Genomic DNA, 17850 nt, shown 5'->3' with positions numbered 1-17850 from the left:
ATGTCATCGCGGCGGGTCAGTCCCGCGGGGCAGGCCTCACGAACGGGAACGCCAGCGTGCTGCGGATGTTCTGTCCGGTGAGCATCATCATCACCCGGTCCACGCCGACCCCCAGACCGCCGGTCGGCGGCATCGCGTACTCGAGGGCGGACAGGAAGTCCTCGTCGAGCGACATCGCCTCGGGGTCGCCGGCCGCGGCCTTCAGCGACTGCTCGGTGAGCCGCCGGCGCTGCTCGACCGGGTCGACCAGCTCGGAGTACGCCGTCCCGATCTCGGCACCGAAGGCGACCAGGTCCCAGCGTTCGGCGAGCCGTGGTTCGGAGCGGTGCGTGCGGGTCAGCGGCGACGTCTCGAGCGGGAAGTCGGTGTAGAACGTCGGCAGCGTGGTGTTCGGCTCGACGAGCTCGTCGTACAGCTCCAGCACCAGCTCACCGGGGGACATCTCGAAGGTCGTGTGGACGCCGTGCTCCGCGCAGAGTTCGCGGAGCCGTTCGACGGGCGTGTCCGGGTCGATCGCCGTACCGGCGGCCCGGCCGACCGCGTCGTGGACCGTGATCACCGGCCACTCGCCCGAGATGTCGATCTCCTCGCCGTCGCGGCGTACCACCGGCTTGCCGTGTACTGCGGTGGCGGCCTCGATCAGCAGTTCGCGGGTGAGTTCGCGCATCACGTGGTAGTCGGCGTACGGCTGGTAGGCCTCGACCGAGGTGAACTCCGGGTTGTGGGTCGCGTCGGCGCCCTCGTTGCGGAAGTTCCGGTTCAGTTCGTAGATCTTGCCCATGCCGCCGACGCTGAGCCGCTTCAGGAACAGCTCCGGCGCGATCCGCAGGAACAGGTCGGTGTCGTAGGCGTTGATGTGCGTGAGGAACGGCCGCGCGTTCGCGCCACCGTGCACCGCCTGCAGCATCGGCGTCTCCACCTCGATGAACCCGCGGGTGTCGAACCCGTTGCGCAGTGCCCGGACGGCGGCGCTGCGCTGCTGCATCATCCGCAGCGAGTCCGGGTTCGTCACGAGGTCGATGTGCCGCTGCCGGACCCGGGCCTCGGGGTCGGTGAAGCCCTTCCGCTTGTCCGGCAACGGGTGCAGGCACTTCGCCGCCATCGTCCACGACGTGGTCGCGATCGACAGCTCGCCGCGACGGCTCGTCACGACCTCACCGGTCACACTCACGTGGTCGCCGATGTCGACCAGCCGCCGCCACTGCTCCAGCGGTACGTCGCCGCAGCTGTCCGCCGACAGCATCACCTGCAGCTGGGTGAGGCCGTCCTGCAACTGCGCGAACGCGAGACGTCCGTGGTTGCGCATCCGCATCACCCGGCCGGTCACGGACACGGTGTGGCCGGTGTGGTGGTCCGGCGGGAGGTTCGGGTAGAGCTCCCGCACCCGCTCCAGCGTCTCCGTGAGCGGCACGCTCACCGGGTACGGGTCGATGCCCGCGGCAACGAGCTCTGCGAGTTTGGTACGTCGGATCTGCTCCTGCTCGGTCAGTTTCCGGGTCGGCAACGCGGGCCGCAGCAGCTCTTCCTCCTGCTCGCGGACGGCGGTCGCGAACGCGCGCCCGTCCGCCGAGATGATCGCGTGCCGCTCGGCAGTCACCGCGACGTCGACGCGGGTCCACGGGCGCGGTGCCGGCAGGAAGCCCTCCGCCGTACCGGCTGCCAGCGCCACGTGGGCCAGCGATGCTCCACGCGAGTAACACATCAGTCGGGGTGACCAGCGCGGCAGATACTTCTCGTTCGACTGGTACAGACTCTCCAGCTGCCAGAAGCGCGAGGCCGCGGTCAGCAACGCGTTCGTCATCCGCAGCACCGGCCCGGCGCCGACCCGCTCGGCGTCGCTGAAGATCTCCCGGAACATCGCGAAGTTCAGCGAGATCCGGTGGATGCCGAGATCGCCGCCGGCGTCGATCAGCGACGTCACCATGAACTCCATCAGGCCGTTCACGGACTCGGGATCGCGCCGCATCAGGTCCAGCGAGACGCCGCGCACACCCCACGGCACGAACGACAGCAGGCCGCGGACGGCGCCGTCGGCGTCCCGCGCGATCACCATCACGCACCGGGCGTCGGCCGGATCGCCGAGCCGGCCGAGCGCCATCGAGAACCCGCGCTCGGTCCGCGCGCCACGCCACTTCTCCGCGAGTTGCACGTACTGCGCCAGCGCCTCGGGGGACAGGTCTCCGTGCCGCACGACCTCGGCGTGGTAGCCGGCCCGCTGGACCCGGGTCACCGCCTGGCGCACCGGTCGCATCGTGCGGCCCTCGAGGGTGAAGTCGGCGACGTCGATGATCGCCTCGTCGCCCATCGACAACGCGCGCAGACCCGCCTCGACGTACGCCTCGGCGGCCTCCTCGCTGGCCGAGATCACGGCCGGCGACCAGCCGTAGAGCCGGGCCTCCGCGAGCCATTGCTGGATCGCCCCGGGCCAGGCCACCGGGTCGCCGAGCGGATCACCACTGGCCAGGCTGACGCCGTTCACCACCCGGTACGCGATCGCGGCATTGTTGTCCGGGGCGAACACCACCGCCTTGTCGCGGCGAGTGGCGAAGTACCCGAGGGAGTCGCGTTCGCCGTGCAGCAGCAGCAACCGGCGTACTTCGAGCTCCTCGGGCTGGGTCAGGTACCGGACCCGCTGGACGGAGCGGAGGAAGATCCAGAACGCGACCACCAGCGATGCGGCCGAGATCGCGCCGACGCTGAGGCCGATCCAGCCGTGGCCGTCGTGGCCGCCCATCTTGCTCCGGGACTGGCCGAGCGCGGCGATCACGGCCCAGCCGATCTTCTGCCGCTGACCGGTCAGCGTCTTCGGGAAGATCTGCGTCAGCGTGATGCTGACCGCGATCGAGATCAGCATGCCGGCCACCAGCGCGCCGATGGCGAGCCGGCGGGTACCGGGTGCGAGCCGCGCCGGGAAGGCGCCACGGATCTTCCACAGCAGCACGATCAGGCCGGCGACCACGACCCACTGGACGATCGCCCACTCGAGGTCCGCCACGGTGGTGCGGTCCAGGTCGGCCAGCCACTCGGTGCTCTTCGGGCTGCTCAGCCGCACGGAGCTGAACGCGATGTACCCGGTCAGGCCGAACAGCCAGAGCCCTTCGAAGACCCACAACACCCAGAGCAGGGCGGCCCGCTTGCCCCGCAGCAGGGCGCTGCCGACCACCGCGAGGTACACCGCGGAGAAGATCGTGTGCCCGGCCGGGATCCCGATGAAGTCGAACACCATGTCGACGTGCTTGACGAACAGCGGCGCCGGAACATGCAGTGGAATGGCAAGGAACGACCACACCGAGGCGAGTACGACGACGCGGCCTACCCACACCGCGGCGCGTTGCTGCCAGACGGGGATCACTGCTGTTTGTTCCGACCGCACCAGCCGATCATCCCATTAGTTCGCTGAGAGGTCGGTCGACCTAGCACTACCCTGACACTACAGCTGACGCCACAGTCAACGGGTCGGTTGTCATGCCACGCTGCCTGCATGGCCGCCGTCCCGTACCGCCTGCTCCGCAACCTCATGCTTGCCGCCGGCGTGCTCTACTGCAGTCTGTTGCTGGAGGCGGCGGCCGGTTTCCCGCTTGGCGTTCACGACTCGTTCCTCAGCGAACTGGGCGCGAGAGACCAGTCGACCAGCCTGTACGCGCGGGGGATGGACCTCACGACCGGTGTGCTCCTGCTGGTCTCTGTCGTGCTGGCGTGGCCGGCTGGACGAGCACAGTGGCAGCTGAGCGGTCTCCTGATCAGTACGGCGGTGTTCGGGCTCGGCACGCTGTTCGACTCGTTCTCACCGATGGACTGCGCGCCATCGACCAGCGCGGCGTGTCGGGCCGCGGAGGCGAACGGCCAGACCGGTGTGGCGCTCGTGCTGCACGAAGTGACCTCGACGCTCGCAGGCGTCGGCAGCATCGCCATGGGGGTCTTCGCGGTGCTGGTGATTCGGCGCTGCGGCTGGGGCGGTACGTGGAGCAAGGTGGTCGCCGTACTCGCGGGGGCGGTCGCGGTGACGCAGACGTGGCTGGGGCTGCAGACCGGGCGTGATGTTCTCCTGGGTGACGAGCTGGATGCGCCGGGCATTCTGCAGCGGGTGTCGGTTTTGCTCGTCTGCTTAATGTTGGCGACAGTGCTACCGGGGCTGAGGCAGGCTTTCTCTCGATGACCGTGACATGGATCGTGGTGCCCGGCCTGGCCGAGACTCCTGAGGAGTTCGCCCGGGTCGTCGAGCTGTTGCCGGATCACGACATCCGTGTCATCGATCCGTGGAGTACGCCGGTCACCTCGGACGTCGACGTGCTGCGCGCGGCTGCCGACGTACCTGCTGACGCGGAGATCGGACTGGTCGGTCATTCGATCGGTGGGCTGGCCGTACTGCGCTGGGCGCTGACTCGGCCGCTCGAAGTGAGCCGTCTGGTCCTGGTCGACAGCAGTCTGACGTCGGAGACGGGCTGGCGGGAGTTGTACCCGGGAACGCGGGGTGACCGGGCGATCCGCGCGGTCGTGCGGTTCCTCGGGCGCGTCGGCGTACCGCAGCTGATCGGTCCGGCGATCAGGCGGCTGAGCGTGCGGCTCGGGAGCCGGTCCAATCACGACCTGCTGTCGAAAGCGACGGCACAGGCCCGGTACGGCGCGAAGACGTCCTGGTTGCTGTTCTGGGACGAGCTGGCGAGTAGCTGGGAGCTGGCGGCCGAGTTGGCGAAGCTGATCACCGGTCCGGTCGCTCACGTCGCTCCGGCCACGCTGCTGGTCGCCACGGGCGGTAGCTCGCGCTTCACCGCCGACCGCTGGCTCGCCGGTCAGCAACGCCTCGCGGACGCACTCGGCGGAACGGTCGAGGTACTGCGGGACTCCGCGCACCTCGTGCACCTGGACCGCCCGGACGCCATCGCCACCGCGGTCCGCCGCGGATAACCCCTTCCGTGGACGGACCGGGGTGCCGTACGCTCACTCTACTGAAACAGTCGTGGCAGTATCTTTCCGTAGTGGAAGTGCACAATGAGTGATCGCATAGTGATAAGCCGCAGCCTGTGGTGGAGATGGTTCCTTGATGACGCCCGGACCCACTGGCGACTGATCTGGCGCCTGTACGTCGACCGCGCGTACCGCTGGCACCGGCGATGATCGTCGTCACCTGCTCGGTGTGTGACCGGCGCACGCTGCTGCCGATGAGCATGGTCACCGGCCTGGATCGCCGGATCGACCTGGCGGGTCAGGTGCTGTACGAACTCACCTACACGTGCTGGTGCGGTGCGGCCGGTGTGAAAGTGGTGAAGGGTCCGGCCCTGGCCAAGTAGTGCTGGTCAGGACGTGGTGCTGGTCATCGCCGGCGTCGGGAGCTTGCGCTGCCAGACCTCGTCGAGAGCCATCCGCATCGCACCGGTGACGACCGCGTCCTCGGCCAGCGCGGAGAGCTCCAGCTTCGGGTGGTTGAGCGTCAGCAGCCGGAGCTGGTCCGAAATGGCGTCCAGCAGTACGGCGCCCGCGCGCGCGACGCCACCGCCGATGACGACGGCCGTGGGGTCCAGTACCAGGATCGACGGCGCCAGAGCCCGCGCGAACGACCCAGCGACCTGCTGTACGACGGCCTGCGCGACCGGGTCACGCTCCGCGGCAGCTGCGAAGACATCCGCAGTGTCCAGCTGATCGCCACCCAGCTCGGCCAGCCGCGACTCGGGGTTGTCGAGCGCAGCCTGACGTCCCAGCGCCGCGATCGCCTCCGAGCCAACCGCACGCTCCAGCGGGCCGCGGCTGTCCTCGGGGTTGATCACGTCGTCGGGGCCAGTGGCGATGAACCCGATCTCACCAGCCGCACCGGTGCCGCGGTGCAGCCGGCCGTCGATGACGATGCCGGCACCGAGGCGCTCGCCCCACTGGACGGCCAGCAGCGTGCCAGTGCCACCCCGGGCGGCGGCGATCGCCAGCGCGGCCAGGTTGGCGTCGTTGTCCAGCATCACCGGGCAGTCGAGCAGGCCGCGGACATGCTTGATCAGGTCGATCGCCGACCAGCCGGGCACACTCGGGACGAGCTGGACCCGACCGGTGTGCTCGTCGACGATGCCCGGGCTCGCGGCGACCACGGCCGCGACGTCTTCGGCTGGTACCGCTGCCTCCGCGAGTGCCTCGTTGATCACCTCACCGATGACCCCGAGCAGCTCCTGTGCCGTCCAGCCGGGGCCGGAACGACGTACCAGGGACAGCTTGCGGCCGGCCAGGTCGGAGACGCCGACGGTGACCCGGTGCGGGCCGACGTCCAGCCCGAGAACCGGCGCCGCACGGCCGCGCAGCGAGACGCGGATGGCGGGGCGGCCGAGTGACCGGTCCGCGGAGTCCGGCCCGTGCTGCTGCAGCCAGCCAGCGTCGAGCAGCTCGTCAACGGCCTGCGCGACCGTCGGCCTGGCCAGACCGGTCCGCTCGACCAGCTCGGCGACGCGCAACGGTGCGGGCGCGGACCGACGGACCGCATCCAGGACCGAGGCGACATTGATCCGCCGCAGCATCGTCGTACCGCCGCCGCCGACCGTTCCCTTGCTCATGTCCGACCCCTTGCCTGCCACTCACCCAGTATAGATAGCGAGCGTTCATAAATACCGTCCATGGTCACACCGATTGGCGGATACCGGTGCGTGAGTCGACAACTATCACCCATCAGGCACCGGATGTTCCAGCACACGCACCCCTGCCCGGAATCGGGCCGGTCCCCACACCTCAGTCTCGCAGGGCAATCGCACAGGGCAATCTCGTAGGGCAATCTCGTAGGGCAGTCGGACGGGCTTCGCGCCCAGCGCCGCATCTGCCGCCGGTCCGTGCCGGACCCAACCGCTGGCGCCTGTGCCTCACGTGACATGGATGCTGGAGACAGCGGTCCCTGCAGGGTCTCTACCGGCGGCAGATGCAGACCTCCAGTATCTCGGTCAGGTCCCGCGCCGGGGATTGCGGCGATGGCTGTAAAAGCTGCAATGGCTGCAAGTGGCCTGCCCGCGGCCACCACCGCCTACTCTGGGCTTGCCGACTAGTGAGAGGCAGCGTTATGGGACGCGAGCGGGACGTCGTCGAGGCTTGTCCGACCGAGCTGTTCATCGGCGGCAAGTGGGTCGCCGCCGAGGGCGGCAGGACCCTCGCCGTCGAGGACCCAGCCACCGGTACGACGCTCTGCGACGTGGCCGATGCGAGTCCGGCGGACGGCATGGCGGCGCTGGACGCGGCCGTCGCGGCGCAGGCCGACTGGGCAGCGACCGCGCCGCGGGAACGTGGCGAGATCCTCCGCCGTACCTATGAGCTGATGACCGAGCGGGCCGACGACCTCGCGCTGCTGATGACGCTGGAGATGGGCAAGCCGGTCGCCGAGTCCAAGGGCGAGATCGCCTACGCGGCCGAGTTCTTCCGCTGGTTCGCCGAGGAAACGGTGCGGATCGACGGCGGGTACCAGATCGCGCCGAACGGGTCCGGCCGGTTCCTGGTGATGCGGCAGCCGGTCGGGCCGTGCCTGCTGATCACGCCGTGGAATTTCCCGGCGGCGATGGGTGCGCGGAAGATCGGTCCGGCGGTCGCGGCCGGCTGCACGATGGTGATCAAGCCGGCCGCCCAGACGCCGTTGTCGATGCTCAAGTTGGCCGAGCTTATGACCGAGGCCGGTCTCCCCGCCGGTGTGCTGAACGTGGTCACCACGCAGGACGCCGGCGGCGTGATGGAGCCGCTGATCCGCGACGGGCGGGCCCGCAAGCTCTCCTTCACCGGGTCCACTCCGGTCGGCCGGCGGCTGATCGAGCAGGCCGCGGAGCAGGTGCTGCGGACCAGCATGGAGCTCGGCGGCAACGCCCCGCTGCTGGTCTTCGAGGACGCCGACCTGGACAAGGCGGTCGACGGCGCGATGCTGGCCAAGATGCGCAACGGCGGCGAGGCCTGTACGTCGGCCAACCGGATCTACGTGCACTCCTCGGTGATGGACGAGTTCGCGTCCCGGCTGACCGCCCGGATGGCGGCGCTCAAGGTCGGCCGCGGTACCGAGGACGGCGTCGACGTCGGGCCGCTGATCGACGGCAAGCAGCGGGACAAGGTGGCGGACCTGGTCGCGGACGCGATCGCGCGCGGCGCTCGGCCGCTGACCGGTGGTGCGATTGCCGAGGGCAACGGGTACTTCTACCAGCCGACGGTGCTGGCCGACGTACCGGCGACCGCGCGGTTGCAGAAGGAGGAGATCTTCGGGCCGGTGGCGCCACTGACCGCGTTCGAGACCGAGGACGAGGCGGTGCGGATGGCGAACGACACCCAGTTCGGGCTGGTGTCCTACCTGTTCACCCAGGACGTGAGCCGGGCGCTGCGGGTGTCCGAGCGGCTCGAGGCCGGGATGATCGGGCTCAACCAGGGCATCGTGTCCAACCCGGCCGCGCCGTTCGGCGGCGTGAAACAGTCCGGCCTCGGCCGCGAGGGCGGCAGCGTGGGAATCGACGAGTACCTGGAGATCAAGTACGTCGCTGTCAATGTCGACTGACCAGCTGGGTCACCGTGACCAGCTGGTAGCCGCGGGCGCGTAGTTCACGGACGATCGGGCCGACTGCCTGAGCGGTGTACGGCGCGTTGTCGCCGCCGTGCATGTGGAGTACGACGATCGACCCGTTCTGCACGTGGTCGAGTACCTGCTTGATGACCGGCTGCGCTGACTTGGCGAACCCGTCCGCACCAGGAACGTCCAGACCGACCGCAGTGACACCAGCAGGCGCCAGCTCGTGCAGTGCGGTCGCGTCGTAGCACCCGCCCGGGAAACGGAACCACCTGGTCGCATGCGGAGCCAGCTTGTCCAGGTCGACGATGGCCCGCCGTACGTCGGCCAGCATGTCCTGCTTCGGCACCGTGCCCAGCGTGTAGCAGTGCTTGGTGAAACCGCGGTGGTCGTAGGTGTGCGTCCCCAGCTCGAACAGCGGGTCGTTCGCCAGCTCCTTGGTGATCTGCGGGTACTGCTCCATCCACATCCCGGTCAGGAACATCGTCGCCGGCACGTGCAGCGTGCGCAGCTCGTCGATCAGCGCCTTGTTGTAGTACGACTTCACCGTCCCGGCCACCAGGCGCCGCCGCATCAAGGCGGTCAGGTCGGCGTCGAACGTCAACGCGACCTGCTTCTTGTCCCGCGGCCCATGGTCCAGCACGGGCATCACCGTCGCGTTGCTAGAGGCACCGGGTTTGGCCTGCACCGGAGCCAGCGTGGGCCGGACCGTACGCACCGGAGCCGCGGGCGCACGTGTCTGCGGAGTCTCGGTGACCACTCCAGCCGTCGGTGTGCTGTCACTACACGCCACAAGCGTCAGCGCCAGGGCGCCAACCGCAACACACTTCCCCCAGGTCACGCCGCCCACTCTACGGTCTGGGCGGGACCCTGAAATCGTGGGTCCCGCCGCGTCGTTGGGAGTTCAGTTGACCAGGTCGTTCGCCGAGCGCAGGACCGGTACGTCGACCTGCTCGGGTGCTGCCGCGCCGGTGACGTGGAACGTGTGGCTCTCGCCGGCGGACAGGGTCACCAGACCCGAGTCCACCCGCGCCGCCGCGTCCAGCCGGTCCGGGAACAGCGCGAGGTCCTTGGCCAGCGCGGTCGCCGTCACGGTCACGTCGTACCCGCTGTCGGTCGGTGCAACGGTGGCCGAGTAGGCGTCGTCCGCGAGCTGCAGCGCGGTGTCCTCGACGAAGTACCAGTCCGCCGTCGTGCCGTCGGCCGCCCGTACCTCGAGGTACTCGGACGACTCCTTCGTGGGCACCGCGACCGACTCGGGAAGCCCGTTGACGACGGCCGAGCGAGCCGCGATCTCCACCGCGAACGTCTCGCGGGCGAGCACCTCACCACCCTTGCCGGTCGAGCGCCGTGTCACGGTGATCTCGGTCGACCACGCCTCGTCCGTGTCGTTGTGAGCGACAACGACAAGGTCGTCTTCCCGAGGCTGGACGGTCAGCAGCCGGTCGGCGTACACCTGCTTGAGGGCGAACCACAGAGGCTTGCGGATCCCGTGCCCGTCCACGGCGGCCCAGGAAACCACCGGCCAGTTGTCGTTCAGCTGCCACACGACGGCGCCGGTGTTCAGCGGGAACAGGCTGCGGAAGTGCTCGATGCCGTAGGCAACAGCGCGGGCCTGGTTCAGCTGCGTCGTCCAGTGCCAGTCGTCGATGGTCTTCCAGAGCGGCAGGTGCTCACCGAGTCCACGCTCCAGCTTGAGGTTGCCCTCGAACGCCTTCTGGTGCACGAGCATCTGCCGGCCGTACGGGTCGAGCGGCTCGTCGTGCACGACCGACGTCAACGTCGACCAGGCCGGCGGCCCCTGGAACCCGAACTCCGACACGAACCGCGGCTTGTACTTGCGGTACGTCGTGTAGTCCACCTGGTTCCAGACGTCCCAGATGTGCATCGTCCCGTGCCGCTCGTCGTTCGGGTGGATGAACTGGTCGTAGGAGTACGGGCTACCGGCGGAGTACGGCGTCCGCGGGTCGAGCTCGGCGACGATCTTCGGCAACAGCTCGAGGTAGTACCCGGCACCCCACGGCCGTCCGGCCAGCGGGACCCGCCAGCTCCACTCGACGTACCCCCAGATGTTCTCGTTGTTGCCGTTCCAGACCGCGAGGCTGGCGTGCTTGCTCAACCGCGTGACGGCCTCGCGCGCCTCGGCCTCGACCTCGTTCCAGAGGTGCTCCTCCTCGGAGTACGCCGCGCAGGCGAACAGGAAGTCCTGCCAGACCAGGATTCCGAGCTCGTCGCAGATGTCGTAGAAGTCTTCGCTCTCGTAGATCCCGCCGCCCCACACGCGCAGCAGGTTCATCCCGGCGTCGATGGCGTCCTGGATGCTGGTCCGGTAGGTGTCGGCGTTCAGTCGGGTCACGAACGCGTCGTCGGGGATCCAGTTCGCGCCGCGGACGTAGATCGGCTTGCCGTTCACCGACAGCACGAACGGCGAACCATCGGTGTCCGGGGCAACGTTCGCGGTGATGGTCCGGAAGCCGACGCGCCCGGTCCACTCCTCGTCGGTCAGCTTCACCACCACGTCGTACAAGGGCTGCTCGCCGTGGCCGCGCGGCCACCAGAGGTCCGCACCGGTGACAGTGTTGGTGAGGACAACGGTGTCCCAGCCGGGCTTCACGGACGCGGTCTGCGTCGTGCCGCCTACCTCCACCGTGACGGTCGCGTACTCGTTGGCGGTGTCGGTCCAGGCCAGCGAGACATGGGTGTTCAGTACGCCGTCGGCGCCGGCCAGCGGGCGAACCGAGGAGATCCGGACGCCGGACCAGGACTCGATCCGGATCGGTCGCCAGATGCCCGCGGTCGCGACGTCCGGACCCCAGTCCCAGCCGAAGTTCGAGGCCATCTTGCGGAGCTCGTTGTACGGGTGCAGGTTGGTGTGCGGCCAGCTGCCGACCTTCGCCCGCTCCGCCTCGGCCGCCGCGACCGGACCCTCGAACTCGATCACCAGTTCGTTGTCCCCGTCGACCAGGATGCCGGTGACGTCGAAGCGGTACGAGCGGTGCTGGTTCGCCGTCCGGCCGAGCTCCCGGCCGTTCAAGGTCACCGTCGCGACCGTGTCCAGACCCTCGGCGACCAGTTCCTGCCGGTCGTTGCCGTCAGCAACCCAAGAAAACGTGTTCCGGAAACTCCAGCGGGTGCGACCGATCCAGTGCAGCTTCGACTCGTTGTCGCCGTCGAAGGGATCCGGGATCTCGCCCGCCGCGAGCAGGTCGGTGTGCACCTCGCCCGGAACGGTCGCGGCGATCGTCCGGCCGAGCAGGCCGTCGGGCACCGGGCCCTCGACCGCGTGCACGGTCCAGGCGGCACCGCCGGCGGTGGTCAGGTCGAGGGTCTTGAGTGATGTCACGTCTGGCTCCAGGGAGATGAACCGGTTTAGTGGAACGGCAGAACTCCCCACGGTGCAGGGGGAGCGATGCCGTCAGTCGTTCAGGACGTACCGTCGCCACAGATCGGCGAGGGCACGGTGTCCGGTCGCGGACGGGTGCACGCCGTCGCCGGCGAGCGCCGCCGGCCCGACGGAGGCGGCCTGCTTGGTCAGCTCGACATCGGTCGGCACCAGGATCGCGCCGTACTCGACGGCGAGTTTCCGGACCACCTCGAGCTTCGGGTCGAGATCCTCGCGCCAGGTGTCCTGTCCGTCCTTCACCGGCAGCAGGAACGGCTCCATCAGCACCACCGGGCAGGACAGTGAGTCGAGCAGGACCCGGTACGACGCCTCGAAGGACTCCGGGGTCGTCGGGTCGTTCTCGTCGTACCGCCGCCAGACGTCGTTGATCCCGATCAGGATCGACACCAGCGCCGGGTCGTGGGCCAGCACATCGGTCGACCACCGCGCGGCCAGGTCGGCCGCCCGGTTGCCACTGATGCCGGCGTTGACGATCGTCGGCCGGCGTTCGCCGAGATCGTCGTACAGGTTGCGGACGTAGCCGTCCCCGAGCCCGTTCGGGTCGGCACGGCGTCCGCAGTCGGTGACCGAATCCCCGGCGAACACAACGGTCCGCCGGGGATCGAGAACGATCTTCGTCACAGTGCCCGCTTCACAGGGTCGCCGCGGTGACGTCCCAGTCGTCCGGCAGGATCGCCGCGACCTCCACCGTGCTCTTCACGTCGACGAACGCGCCGGTGTCGATCGAGTCGGTGATGGAGGCCATCACGTCGACGATGTGGAACGCCAGCGCCCCGGTCGCCCGGTGCGGCCGGTCGGCCCGGATCGCCCGCGCCATCTCCAGCACACCGGTACCGCGCTGCGCGACCGCCTTCGTCTCGGCGATCGTCTCCCAGTCCTCGGCGCCCCGGCGACGGATCTTGATCGCACCGTCGAACCCGTTCGGGTCCGGTACGGCGAGGGTCGCGTCGGACCCGGTGATCTCGACGAACCCGGCCCGCCCGAGCGGCGAGTCGAAGCTGAAGATGCTCTGCGACGACTGTCCCGACTCGAACTTCGCGATTGTGCTGACGTGCGTCGGCACGGTCACGTCGAAGTCGGTCCCCGCCAGCGGACCGGAGCCGATCGTGCGCTTCTCCTTGGACTTCGACCCGATCCCGGCGACCGCGGCGACCGGACCGAACAGCTGCACCAGAGTGGTCAGGTAGTACGGGCCGATGTCCCACAGTGGGCCCGCGCCCTCCTGGAACAAGAACGCCGGGTTCGGGTGCCAGGACTCCGGGCCGGGGGACTGCATCAGGGTGAGCGCGGTCAGCGGCGTACCGATGTCACCGCGCTCGATGATCCGGCGGGACTCCTGCAGGCCCGGACCCAGGATGGTGTCGGGCGCGCAGCCGAGCCGCACCCCCGCGTCCTGCGCCGTGGCCAGCAGCTTGAGGCCGCTCTCCTGGTCCAGCGAGAACGGCTTCTCGCTCCAGACATGCTTGCCGGCAGCAACCGCCGCGAGGGCCACCTCGACGTGCGCGATCGGAATGGTCAGGTTGACCACGATCTCCACGTCGGGGTTGTTCAGGACGGCCTCGGGCCCGCCGTGCGCCGCGATGCCGTACTGCTCGGCCTTCTCCTTGGCGGCTTCCGGCCGGAGGTCGCCGATCGCGACGACGTTCAGGTCGGGGAAGCTCTGCATGCTCTTGATGTAGGCGTCGGAGATCACTCCGGCGCCGATCACACCTACGCCAACAGTGCTCATGCAGGAGCGCCCTCTCCGGTGAGGAACGCGTAGCTGCCCTCGACCGCGTCGAAGATCTCGCCGGTGAAGTCGTCCAGCTCGACGACCCGGAGCGCCTGCGGCGCCGCGGCCAGGATCTCCGCGATCGCGATGGTGCCGTCGCCGACCGCGACCTGGGCCTTGTTGTTCAGCGTCCCGTCGCCGTCCTTGACGTGGATCGCGGTGACCCGCTCACCGAACTTCTTCAGCAGCGCCGGTACGTCGGCACCGCCGACCGCCGCCCAGTACGTGTCGACCTCGACGATCACCTCGTCGGACAGGTTGTCGACGAGGATCTCCAGCCCGTGCGCGCCGCCGATCTTCGACTCGAGCTCGAACTGATGGTTGTGGTAGCCGACCGTGATGCCGTGCTCGGCGGCCTCCTTGGCGGCCTGGTTCAGGCCGTCCGCGATCACCTTGATCTCGTCGGCCGACTGCCAGCGGGCCGCGTCGGTGTGCGGGTCGATCACGGTGCTGATCCCGAGCCGCTTCGCCGCGGCGAGGATCTCGGCCTTGTCGTCCTTGAGCAGGCCGGCGTGCGTGGTCGGGGCCGAGAGACCGTGCTTGGGCAGCGCCTCGGCCAGACGGTCCGCGAAAGCGGTCACACCGAAGGGTTCGACCTTGGTGTAGCCGATCTCCGCGATGCGGGCCAGGGTGCCGTCGAAGTCCTCTTCGAGCTTGCCCCGGACCGTGTACAGCTGGAGGGACAGGTGGTCCTTTGCGACCATGGTTTCTCCTTGTCGGCGGCGCGTTCACCCGCTGCCCTGGGGTTTGCGCCGTCTGATAAGCCGAACCGGTTAAGTAACGAAGGAAACCGTATCCCACCGGGCCCCGGCGGCACCACCCTCCGCCCAACGACTGGGCGGTCACCTGAGAGACCGCCCGGGCTTTGTGACAATGCCGCCCCTCCCGTGACCGATCGCCGGAATCCGGCCCTGTCGCTGCATTCAAACGGTCACTTTGGGTCGGGTGTTGATGACACAGAGTTGAAGGCGGGGGCACACTGAAAGTGACCGGACCGTCCGTCAACGGTTCGGGCACTCGTGAGGAGGGGTTTCGTCGTGTCTCGAGTGACCATCAAGGAGATCGCCCGGCGCTGTGGGGTCTCCCAAGGAGCCGTGTCCTACGCGCTCAACAATCGGCCCGGGGTGTCGGAAGCCACCCGCGCTCGCGTACTGCGAGTCGCCGCCGAACTGGAATGGATGCCGAACCGGGCCGCCCGCCAACTGTCCGCGGCCCGCAGCGAGACGTTCGGGCTCGTGCTGGCCCGGACCGCACAGACGCTGATCGAGGAGCCGTACTTCATGGGCTTCGTCGGCGGGGTGGAGTCCGTGCTTGCGGAGAAGTCGTACGCGCTCGCACTACAGGTCGTCGCGGACCTCGACGAGGAGCTGGCGACGTACCGGAAGTGGGCGGCCGAGCGGCGGGTCGACGGTGTGATCGTCGTCGACCTCCGGGTCGCCGATCCCCGCATCCCGGTACTGCGGAAGCTCGGGCTGCCGGCCGTTCTCGTCGGCGACCCGGCGCTGGCCGACGGTATGCCGTGCGTCTGGACCGACGGCACGTCCGCGATGAACACCGCTCTGGACCATGTCGCGTCGCTGGGACACCGGTCGATCGCACGGATCGCCGGGCCGCCCGACTTCGGCGACGTCTTCATCCGCGACCAGGCCTTCGACCTCGCCGCCGCCCGCCTGGCGCTGTCCACCATCACCTGCCATACCGACTACTCGGCCGCCCAGGGCGCTGCCGCGACCCATGAGGTCCTGGCTGCCGAGCCTCGGCCGACCGCGATCCTCTACGACAACGACCTGATGGCGGTGGCCGGCCTGGCCGTCATCCAGGCCCTGGATCTCCACGTTCCTGATGACATCACGCTCGTCGCCTGGGACGACTCGACGCTCTGCCGGATCACCCACCCGACCCTGACGGCGCTCAGCCACAACGTCGTCGGGTACGGCGCCGAGGTGACCCACCACCTGCTCGACCTGCTTTCGGGTGCCGAGCCTCAGCCCCGTCTCTACTCCACGCCGCTCCTGATCGTCCGCGAGAGCTCGGCCCGCCCCGCTTTCCAATAGTTGGCCGCCCGCGCCCGAGTGCCTGCTCGGGCGCGGCTGGCTCACGTCGCGGTGACTGTGACGGGGACTCCGTTGACGACCGCGGTGCCGGAGACCGGGTCGGTGAGTGCGGTGTCGGTGATGTCGTTGGCGCTCGGACCCGGGACCTGGTTGGCGACGGTGAGCCGCGAGCCGGGGCGGTTGTGGCCGAAGCCGTGCGGCAGGCTGACCACGCCGGGCATGATGTCGTTGCTGGAAGCAACTTCTACGGCGATGGAGCCGGCCGCCGAGGTGACGGTGACGAGCTGGCCGTCGGTGAGTTCGCGGTCGGCGAGGTCGGCTGGATGCATCAGCAGGTGATGGCGCGGCTTGCCCTTCACCAGCCGGGCGGAGTTGTGCATCCACGAGTTGTTGTTGCGCAGATGCCGCCGGCCGATCAGCAGCAGTTCGTCGGCGGACAGCGCCGCCAGCGAATCCAGACGCGGCAGATCGTTCAGGATCATCCGCTGCGCCAGATCGATCCGCTTCGACTTGTGGTGCAAGGCAGCAGGCAACGCGGGCTGCAGCGGCCCGAGATCCACTCCACCTGGCGATCGTCGTACCTTCCCGAGCGACAACCGGTAGGGGCCGATCCGCAAGCCCAGATCCACGATCCGCCGCGGCGACATCCGCAGCCGCGCCATCACCTCGACGCGGCGCCGGCTCCACGGAGTACGGCGTACCAGGGCCAGGCCGAGGTCGCGGAAGATCTCCCAGTCGTGTCGCGCGGAATCGGGTTTCGGCAGTACGGCGTCGTTCCAGCGCGCCGTGTTCCGCACTGCCAGCTGGTGGAAGATCACGTCGTAGTGATCGCGCTCGAGGGGCGGCGCCGGCGGCAGGATGACGTCGGCGTGCCGGGTCGTCTCGTTGATGTACGGATCGATCGCGACCATGAACTCGAGTGTTCCGAGGGCGGCGTCGAGTTTCCGTCCGTTCGGCGTCGACAGCACCGGGTTTCCGGCGACCGTGACCATCGCCCGGATCTGTCCCTCGCCCGGAGTCAGGATCTCCTCGGCCATCGTCGAGACCGGCAGCTCGCCGCCGAACTCCGGCAGTCCGCGGACCCGGCTCGTCCAGACCCCGAGATGCCCGCGGCCGAGCCCGAGCAAGGCGTTCACGGCCGGCCGCGGAAACATCGTTCCGCCCGGCCGGTCCAGGTTTCCGGTGATGATGTTCAGGACCTGGATCGCCCACTGGCAGATCGCCCCGAACTGCTGGGTCGACACCCCGACGCGCCCGTAACAGGCCGCCCGGTCGGCCGCGGCGAAATCCCGAGCCACCTGCCGGATCTCGGCGGCGGAAATTCCGGTGATTTCCGCGGCACGTTCCGGCGTCCATCCCTCGACCGCCGCCTCCACTTCCGCGAGCCCGTCGACGTACGCCGCCGGCCGGGCCGCCCCGTCCTCGATCACCTGATGAATCAGGGCGAGCAGAAACGCCGCGTCCGTTCCGGGCCGGATGAAGTGATGGGTGTCGGAAACTGCTGCGGTTTCGGTCCGTCGCGGATCGATCACGACCAGTTTTCCGCCGCGTTTCCGCAACTCCTTGAGCCGCCGTCCGAAACCGGGTGCCGTCATCATGCTCCCGTTCGACGCCAGCGGGTTCGCCCCGAGCATCAGCAGGTACGACGTCCGGTCGATGTCCGGCACCGCCACCATCAGCTGGTGCCCGTACAACAGGTACGACGCCAGCATGTGCGGCAACTGGTCGATCGACGTCGCGCTGAACCGGTTCCGGGTCCGCAGCTGCTTCACCATCGTCGGCATATGCGTGAGCGCGCCGAGACTGTGCACGTTCGGGTTCCCGAGGTAGACCCCGACGGAGTTCCGCCCGTGCTCGCGCTGGATCTCGGTGAGCTTGCCGACGACGAGTTCGTACGCTTCGTCCCACCCGATCGACTGCCAGCCGTCCGAGGTACGGCGTACCGGTGTGGTCAACCGGTCGGGGTCCTCCTGGAGGTCGCGGAGGGCGACCGCCTTCGGGCAGATGTGACCGCGCGAGAGCGGGTCCGACTCGTCACCGCGGATGTCGGTGACCCGGCCGTCCTCGACGGTCACGAGCACTCCGCAGATCGCCTCACACAGATTGCAGGACGTGCGCCGCACTGTCATCT

13 protein-coding genes are annotated in these 17850 nt (G+C 68.9%); 5 read left to right on the top strand and 8 right to left on the bottom strand.

Annotation, left to right across the window (positions count from 1 at the left end):
• Positions 1–16 precede the first annotated feature (16 nt).
• Positions 17–3373, bottom strand: coding sequence for a bifunctional lysylphosphatidylglycerol synthetase/lysine--tRNA ligase LysX (lysX, locus tag AC0662_RS32720; protein WP_478305483.1), 3357 nt, complete (start codon positions 3371–3373; stop codon positions 17–19).
• 108 nt (positions 3374–3481) lie between these two features.
• On the opposite strand from lysX, the gene AC0662_RS32715 reads away from it, so the two are divergent.
• From AC0662_RS32715 to AC0662_RS32705, 3 genes are all read left to right on the top strand, one after another.
• A complete protein-coding gene (locus tag AC0662_RS32715; protein WP_452193118.1) occupies positions 3482–4156 on the top strand; it encodes a DUF998 domain-containing protein in 675 nt (224 codons plus the stop codon).
• Positions 4153–4905, top strand: a complete 753-nt coding sequence (locus AC0662_RS32710; protein WP_478305481.1) for an alpha/beta fold hydrolase — start codon at positions 4153–4155, stop codon at positions 4903–4905. The genes AC0662_RS32715 and AC0662_RS32710 overlap by 4 nt, the downstream gene beginning before the upstream one ends.
• Positions 4906–5111: 206 nt before the next feature.
• A complete protein-coding gene (locus AC0662_RS32705; RefSeq protein ID WP_452193122.1) occupies positions 5112–5288 on the top strand; it encodes a hypothetical protein in 177 nt (58 codons plus the stop codon).
• A gap of 6 nt (positions 5289–5294) precedes the next feature.
• On the opposite strand, the gene AC0662_RS32700 is transcribed toward AC0662_RS32705, so the two are convergent.
• On the bottom strand, positions 5295–6527 hold the full coding sequence (locus AC0662_RS32700; RefSeq protein WP_478305479.1) for an ROK family transcriptional regulator: 1233 nt from the start codon (positions 6525–6527) through the stop codon (positions 5295–5297).
• Positions 6528–7021: 494 nt separating this feature from the next.
• Here AC0662_RS32700 and AC0662_RS32695 point away from each other — a divergent pair, with 494 nt between their 5' ends.
• Positions 7022–8482: an NAD-dependent succinate-semialdehyde dehydrogenase gene (locus AC0662_RS32695; protein WP_478305477.1), complete on the top strand. Its 1461-nt coding sequence runs from the start codon at positions 7022–7024 to the stop codon at positions 8480–8482.
• Here AC0662_RS32695 and AC0662_RS32690 read toward each other — a convergent pair.
• The 5 genes from AC0662_RS32690 to AC0662_RS32670 form a co-directional block, all read right to left on the bottom strand.
• Positions 8469–9140 (bottom strand): polysaccharide deacetylase family protein, encoded by a 672-nt coding sequence (locus tag AC0662_RS32690; RefSeq protein WP_452193793.1) that lies wholly within the window; start codon positions 9138–9140, stop codon positions 8469–8471. The genes AC0662_RS32695 and AC0662_RS32690 overlap by 14 nt on opposite strands.
• Positions 9141–9395: 255 nt before the next feature.
• A complete protein-coding gene (locus tag AC0662_RS32685; protein WP_478305475.1) occupies positions 9396–11834 on the bottom strand; it encodes a glycoside hydrolase family 2 protein in 2439 nt (812 codons plus the stop codon).
• A 72-nt stretch (positions 11835–11906) separates the two neighbouring features.
• Positions 11907–12515 (bottom strand): SGNH/GDSL hydrolase family protein, encoded by a 609-nt coding sequence (locus AC0662_RS32680; RefSeq protein ID WP_478305473.1) that lies wholly within the window; start codon positions 12513–12515, stop codon positions 11907–11909.
• A gap of 10 nt (positions 12516–12525) precedes the next feature.
• Complete coding sequence (locus AC0662_RS32675) at positions 12526–13623, bottom strand: Gfo/Idh/MocA family protein (protein ID WP_452193132.1); 1098 nt, start codon at positions 13621–13623, stop codon at positions 12526–12528.
• Positions 13620–14369, bottom strand: a complete 750-nt coding sequence (locus tag AC0662_RS32670; RefSeq protein WP_452193134.1) for a sugar phosphate isomerase/epimerase family protein — start codon at positions 14367–14369, stop codon at positions 13620–13622. Before AC0662_RS32670 ends, AC0662_RS32675 begins: the two co-directional genes overlap by 4 nt.
• A 333-nt stretch (positions 14370–14702) precedes the next feature.
• On the opposite strand from AC0662_RS32670, the gene AC0662_RS32665 reads away from it, so the two are divergent.
• On the top strand, positions 14703–15719 hold the full coding sequence (locus tag AC0662_RS32665) for a LacI family DNA-binding transcriptional regulator (protein WP_452193136.1): 1017 nt from the start codon (positions 14703–14705) through the stop codon (positions 15717–15719).
• Positions 15720–15760: 41 nt separating this feature from the next.
• Here the strand turns inward: AC0662_RS32665 and AC0662_RS32660 are convergent, their stop codons facing one another.
• Entirely contained in the window at positions 15761–17848 is a 2088-nt protein-coding gene (locus AC0662_RS32660) for a molybdopterin-dependent oxidoreductase (RefSeq protein ID WP_452193138.1), read from the bottom strand.
• Positions 17849–17850: the final 2 nt, after the last annotated feature.

The organism is Kribbella sp. NPDC043289 (assembly GCF_056436705.1).
Note: the sequence above shows the minus strand (reverse complement) of the source record. Positions and strands in the feature narration are given on the sequence as shown.

Coding starts and splice junctions, on each gene's coding strand:
- AC0662_RS32715 (WP_452193118.1), top strand. CDS start 3,482: ATGGCCGCCGTCCCGTACCGCCTGCTCCGCAACCTCATGCTTGCCGCC.
- AC0662_RS32710 (WP_478305481.1), top strand. CDS start 4,153: ATGACCGTGACATGGATCGTGGTGCCCGGCCTGGCCGAGACTCCTGAG.
- AC0662_RS32705 (WP_452193122.1), top strand. CDS start 5,112: ATGATCGTCGTCACCTGCTCGGTGTGTGACCGGCGCACGCTGCTGCCG.
- AC0662_RS32700 (WP_478305479.1), bottom strand. CDS start 6,527: ATGAGCAAGGGAACGGTCGGCGGCGGCGGTACGACGATGCTGCGGCGG.
- AC0662_RS32695 (WP_478305477.1), top strand. CDS start 7,022: ATGGGACGCGAGCGGGACGTCGTCGAGGCTTGTCCGACCGAGCTGTTC.
- AC0662_RS32690 (WP_452193793.1), bottom strand. CDS start 9,140: ATGCCCGTGCTGGACCATGGGCCGCGGGACAAGAAGCAGGTCGCGTTG.
- AC0662_RS32675 (WP_452193132.1), bottom strand. CDS start 13,623: ATGAGCACTGTTGGCGTAGGTGTGATCGGCGCCGGAGTGATCTCCGAC.
- AC0662_RS32670 (WP_452193134.1), bottom strand. CDS start 14,369: ATGGTCGCAAAGGACCACCTGTCCCTCCAGCTGTACACGGTCCGGGGC.
- AC0662_RS32660 (WP_452193138.1), bottom strand. CDS start 17,848: ATGACAGTGCGGCGCACGTCCTGCAATCTGTGTGAGGCGATCTGCGGA.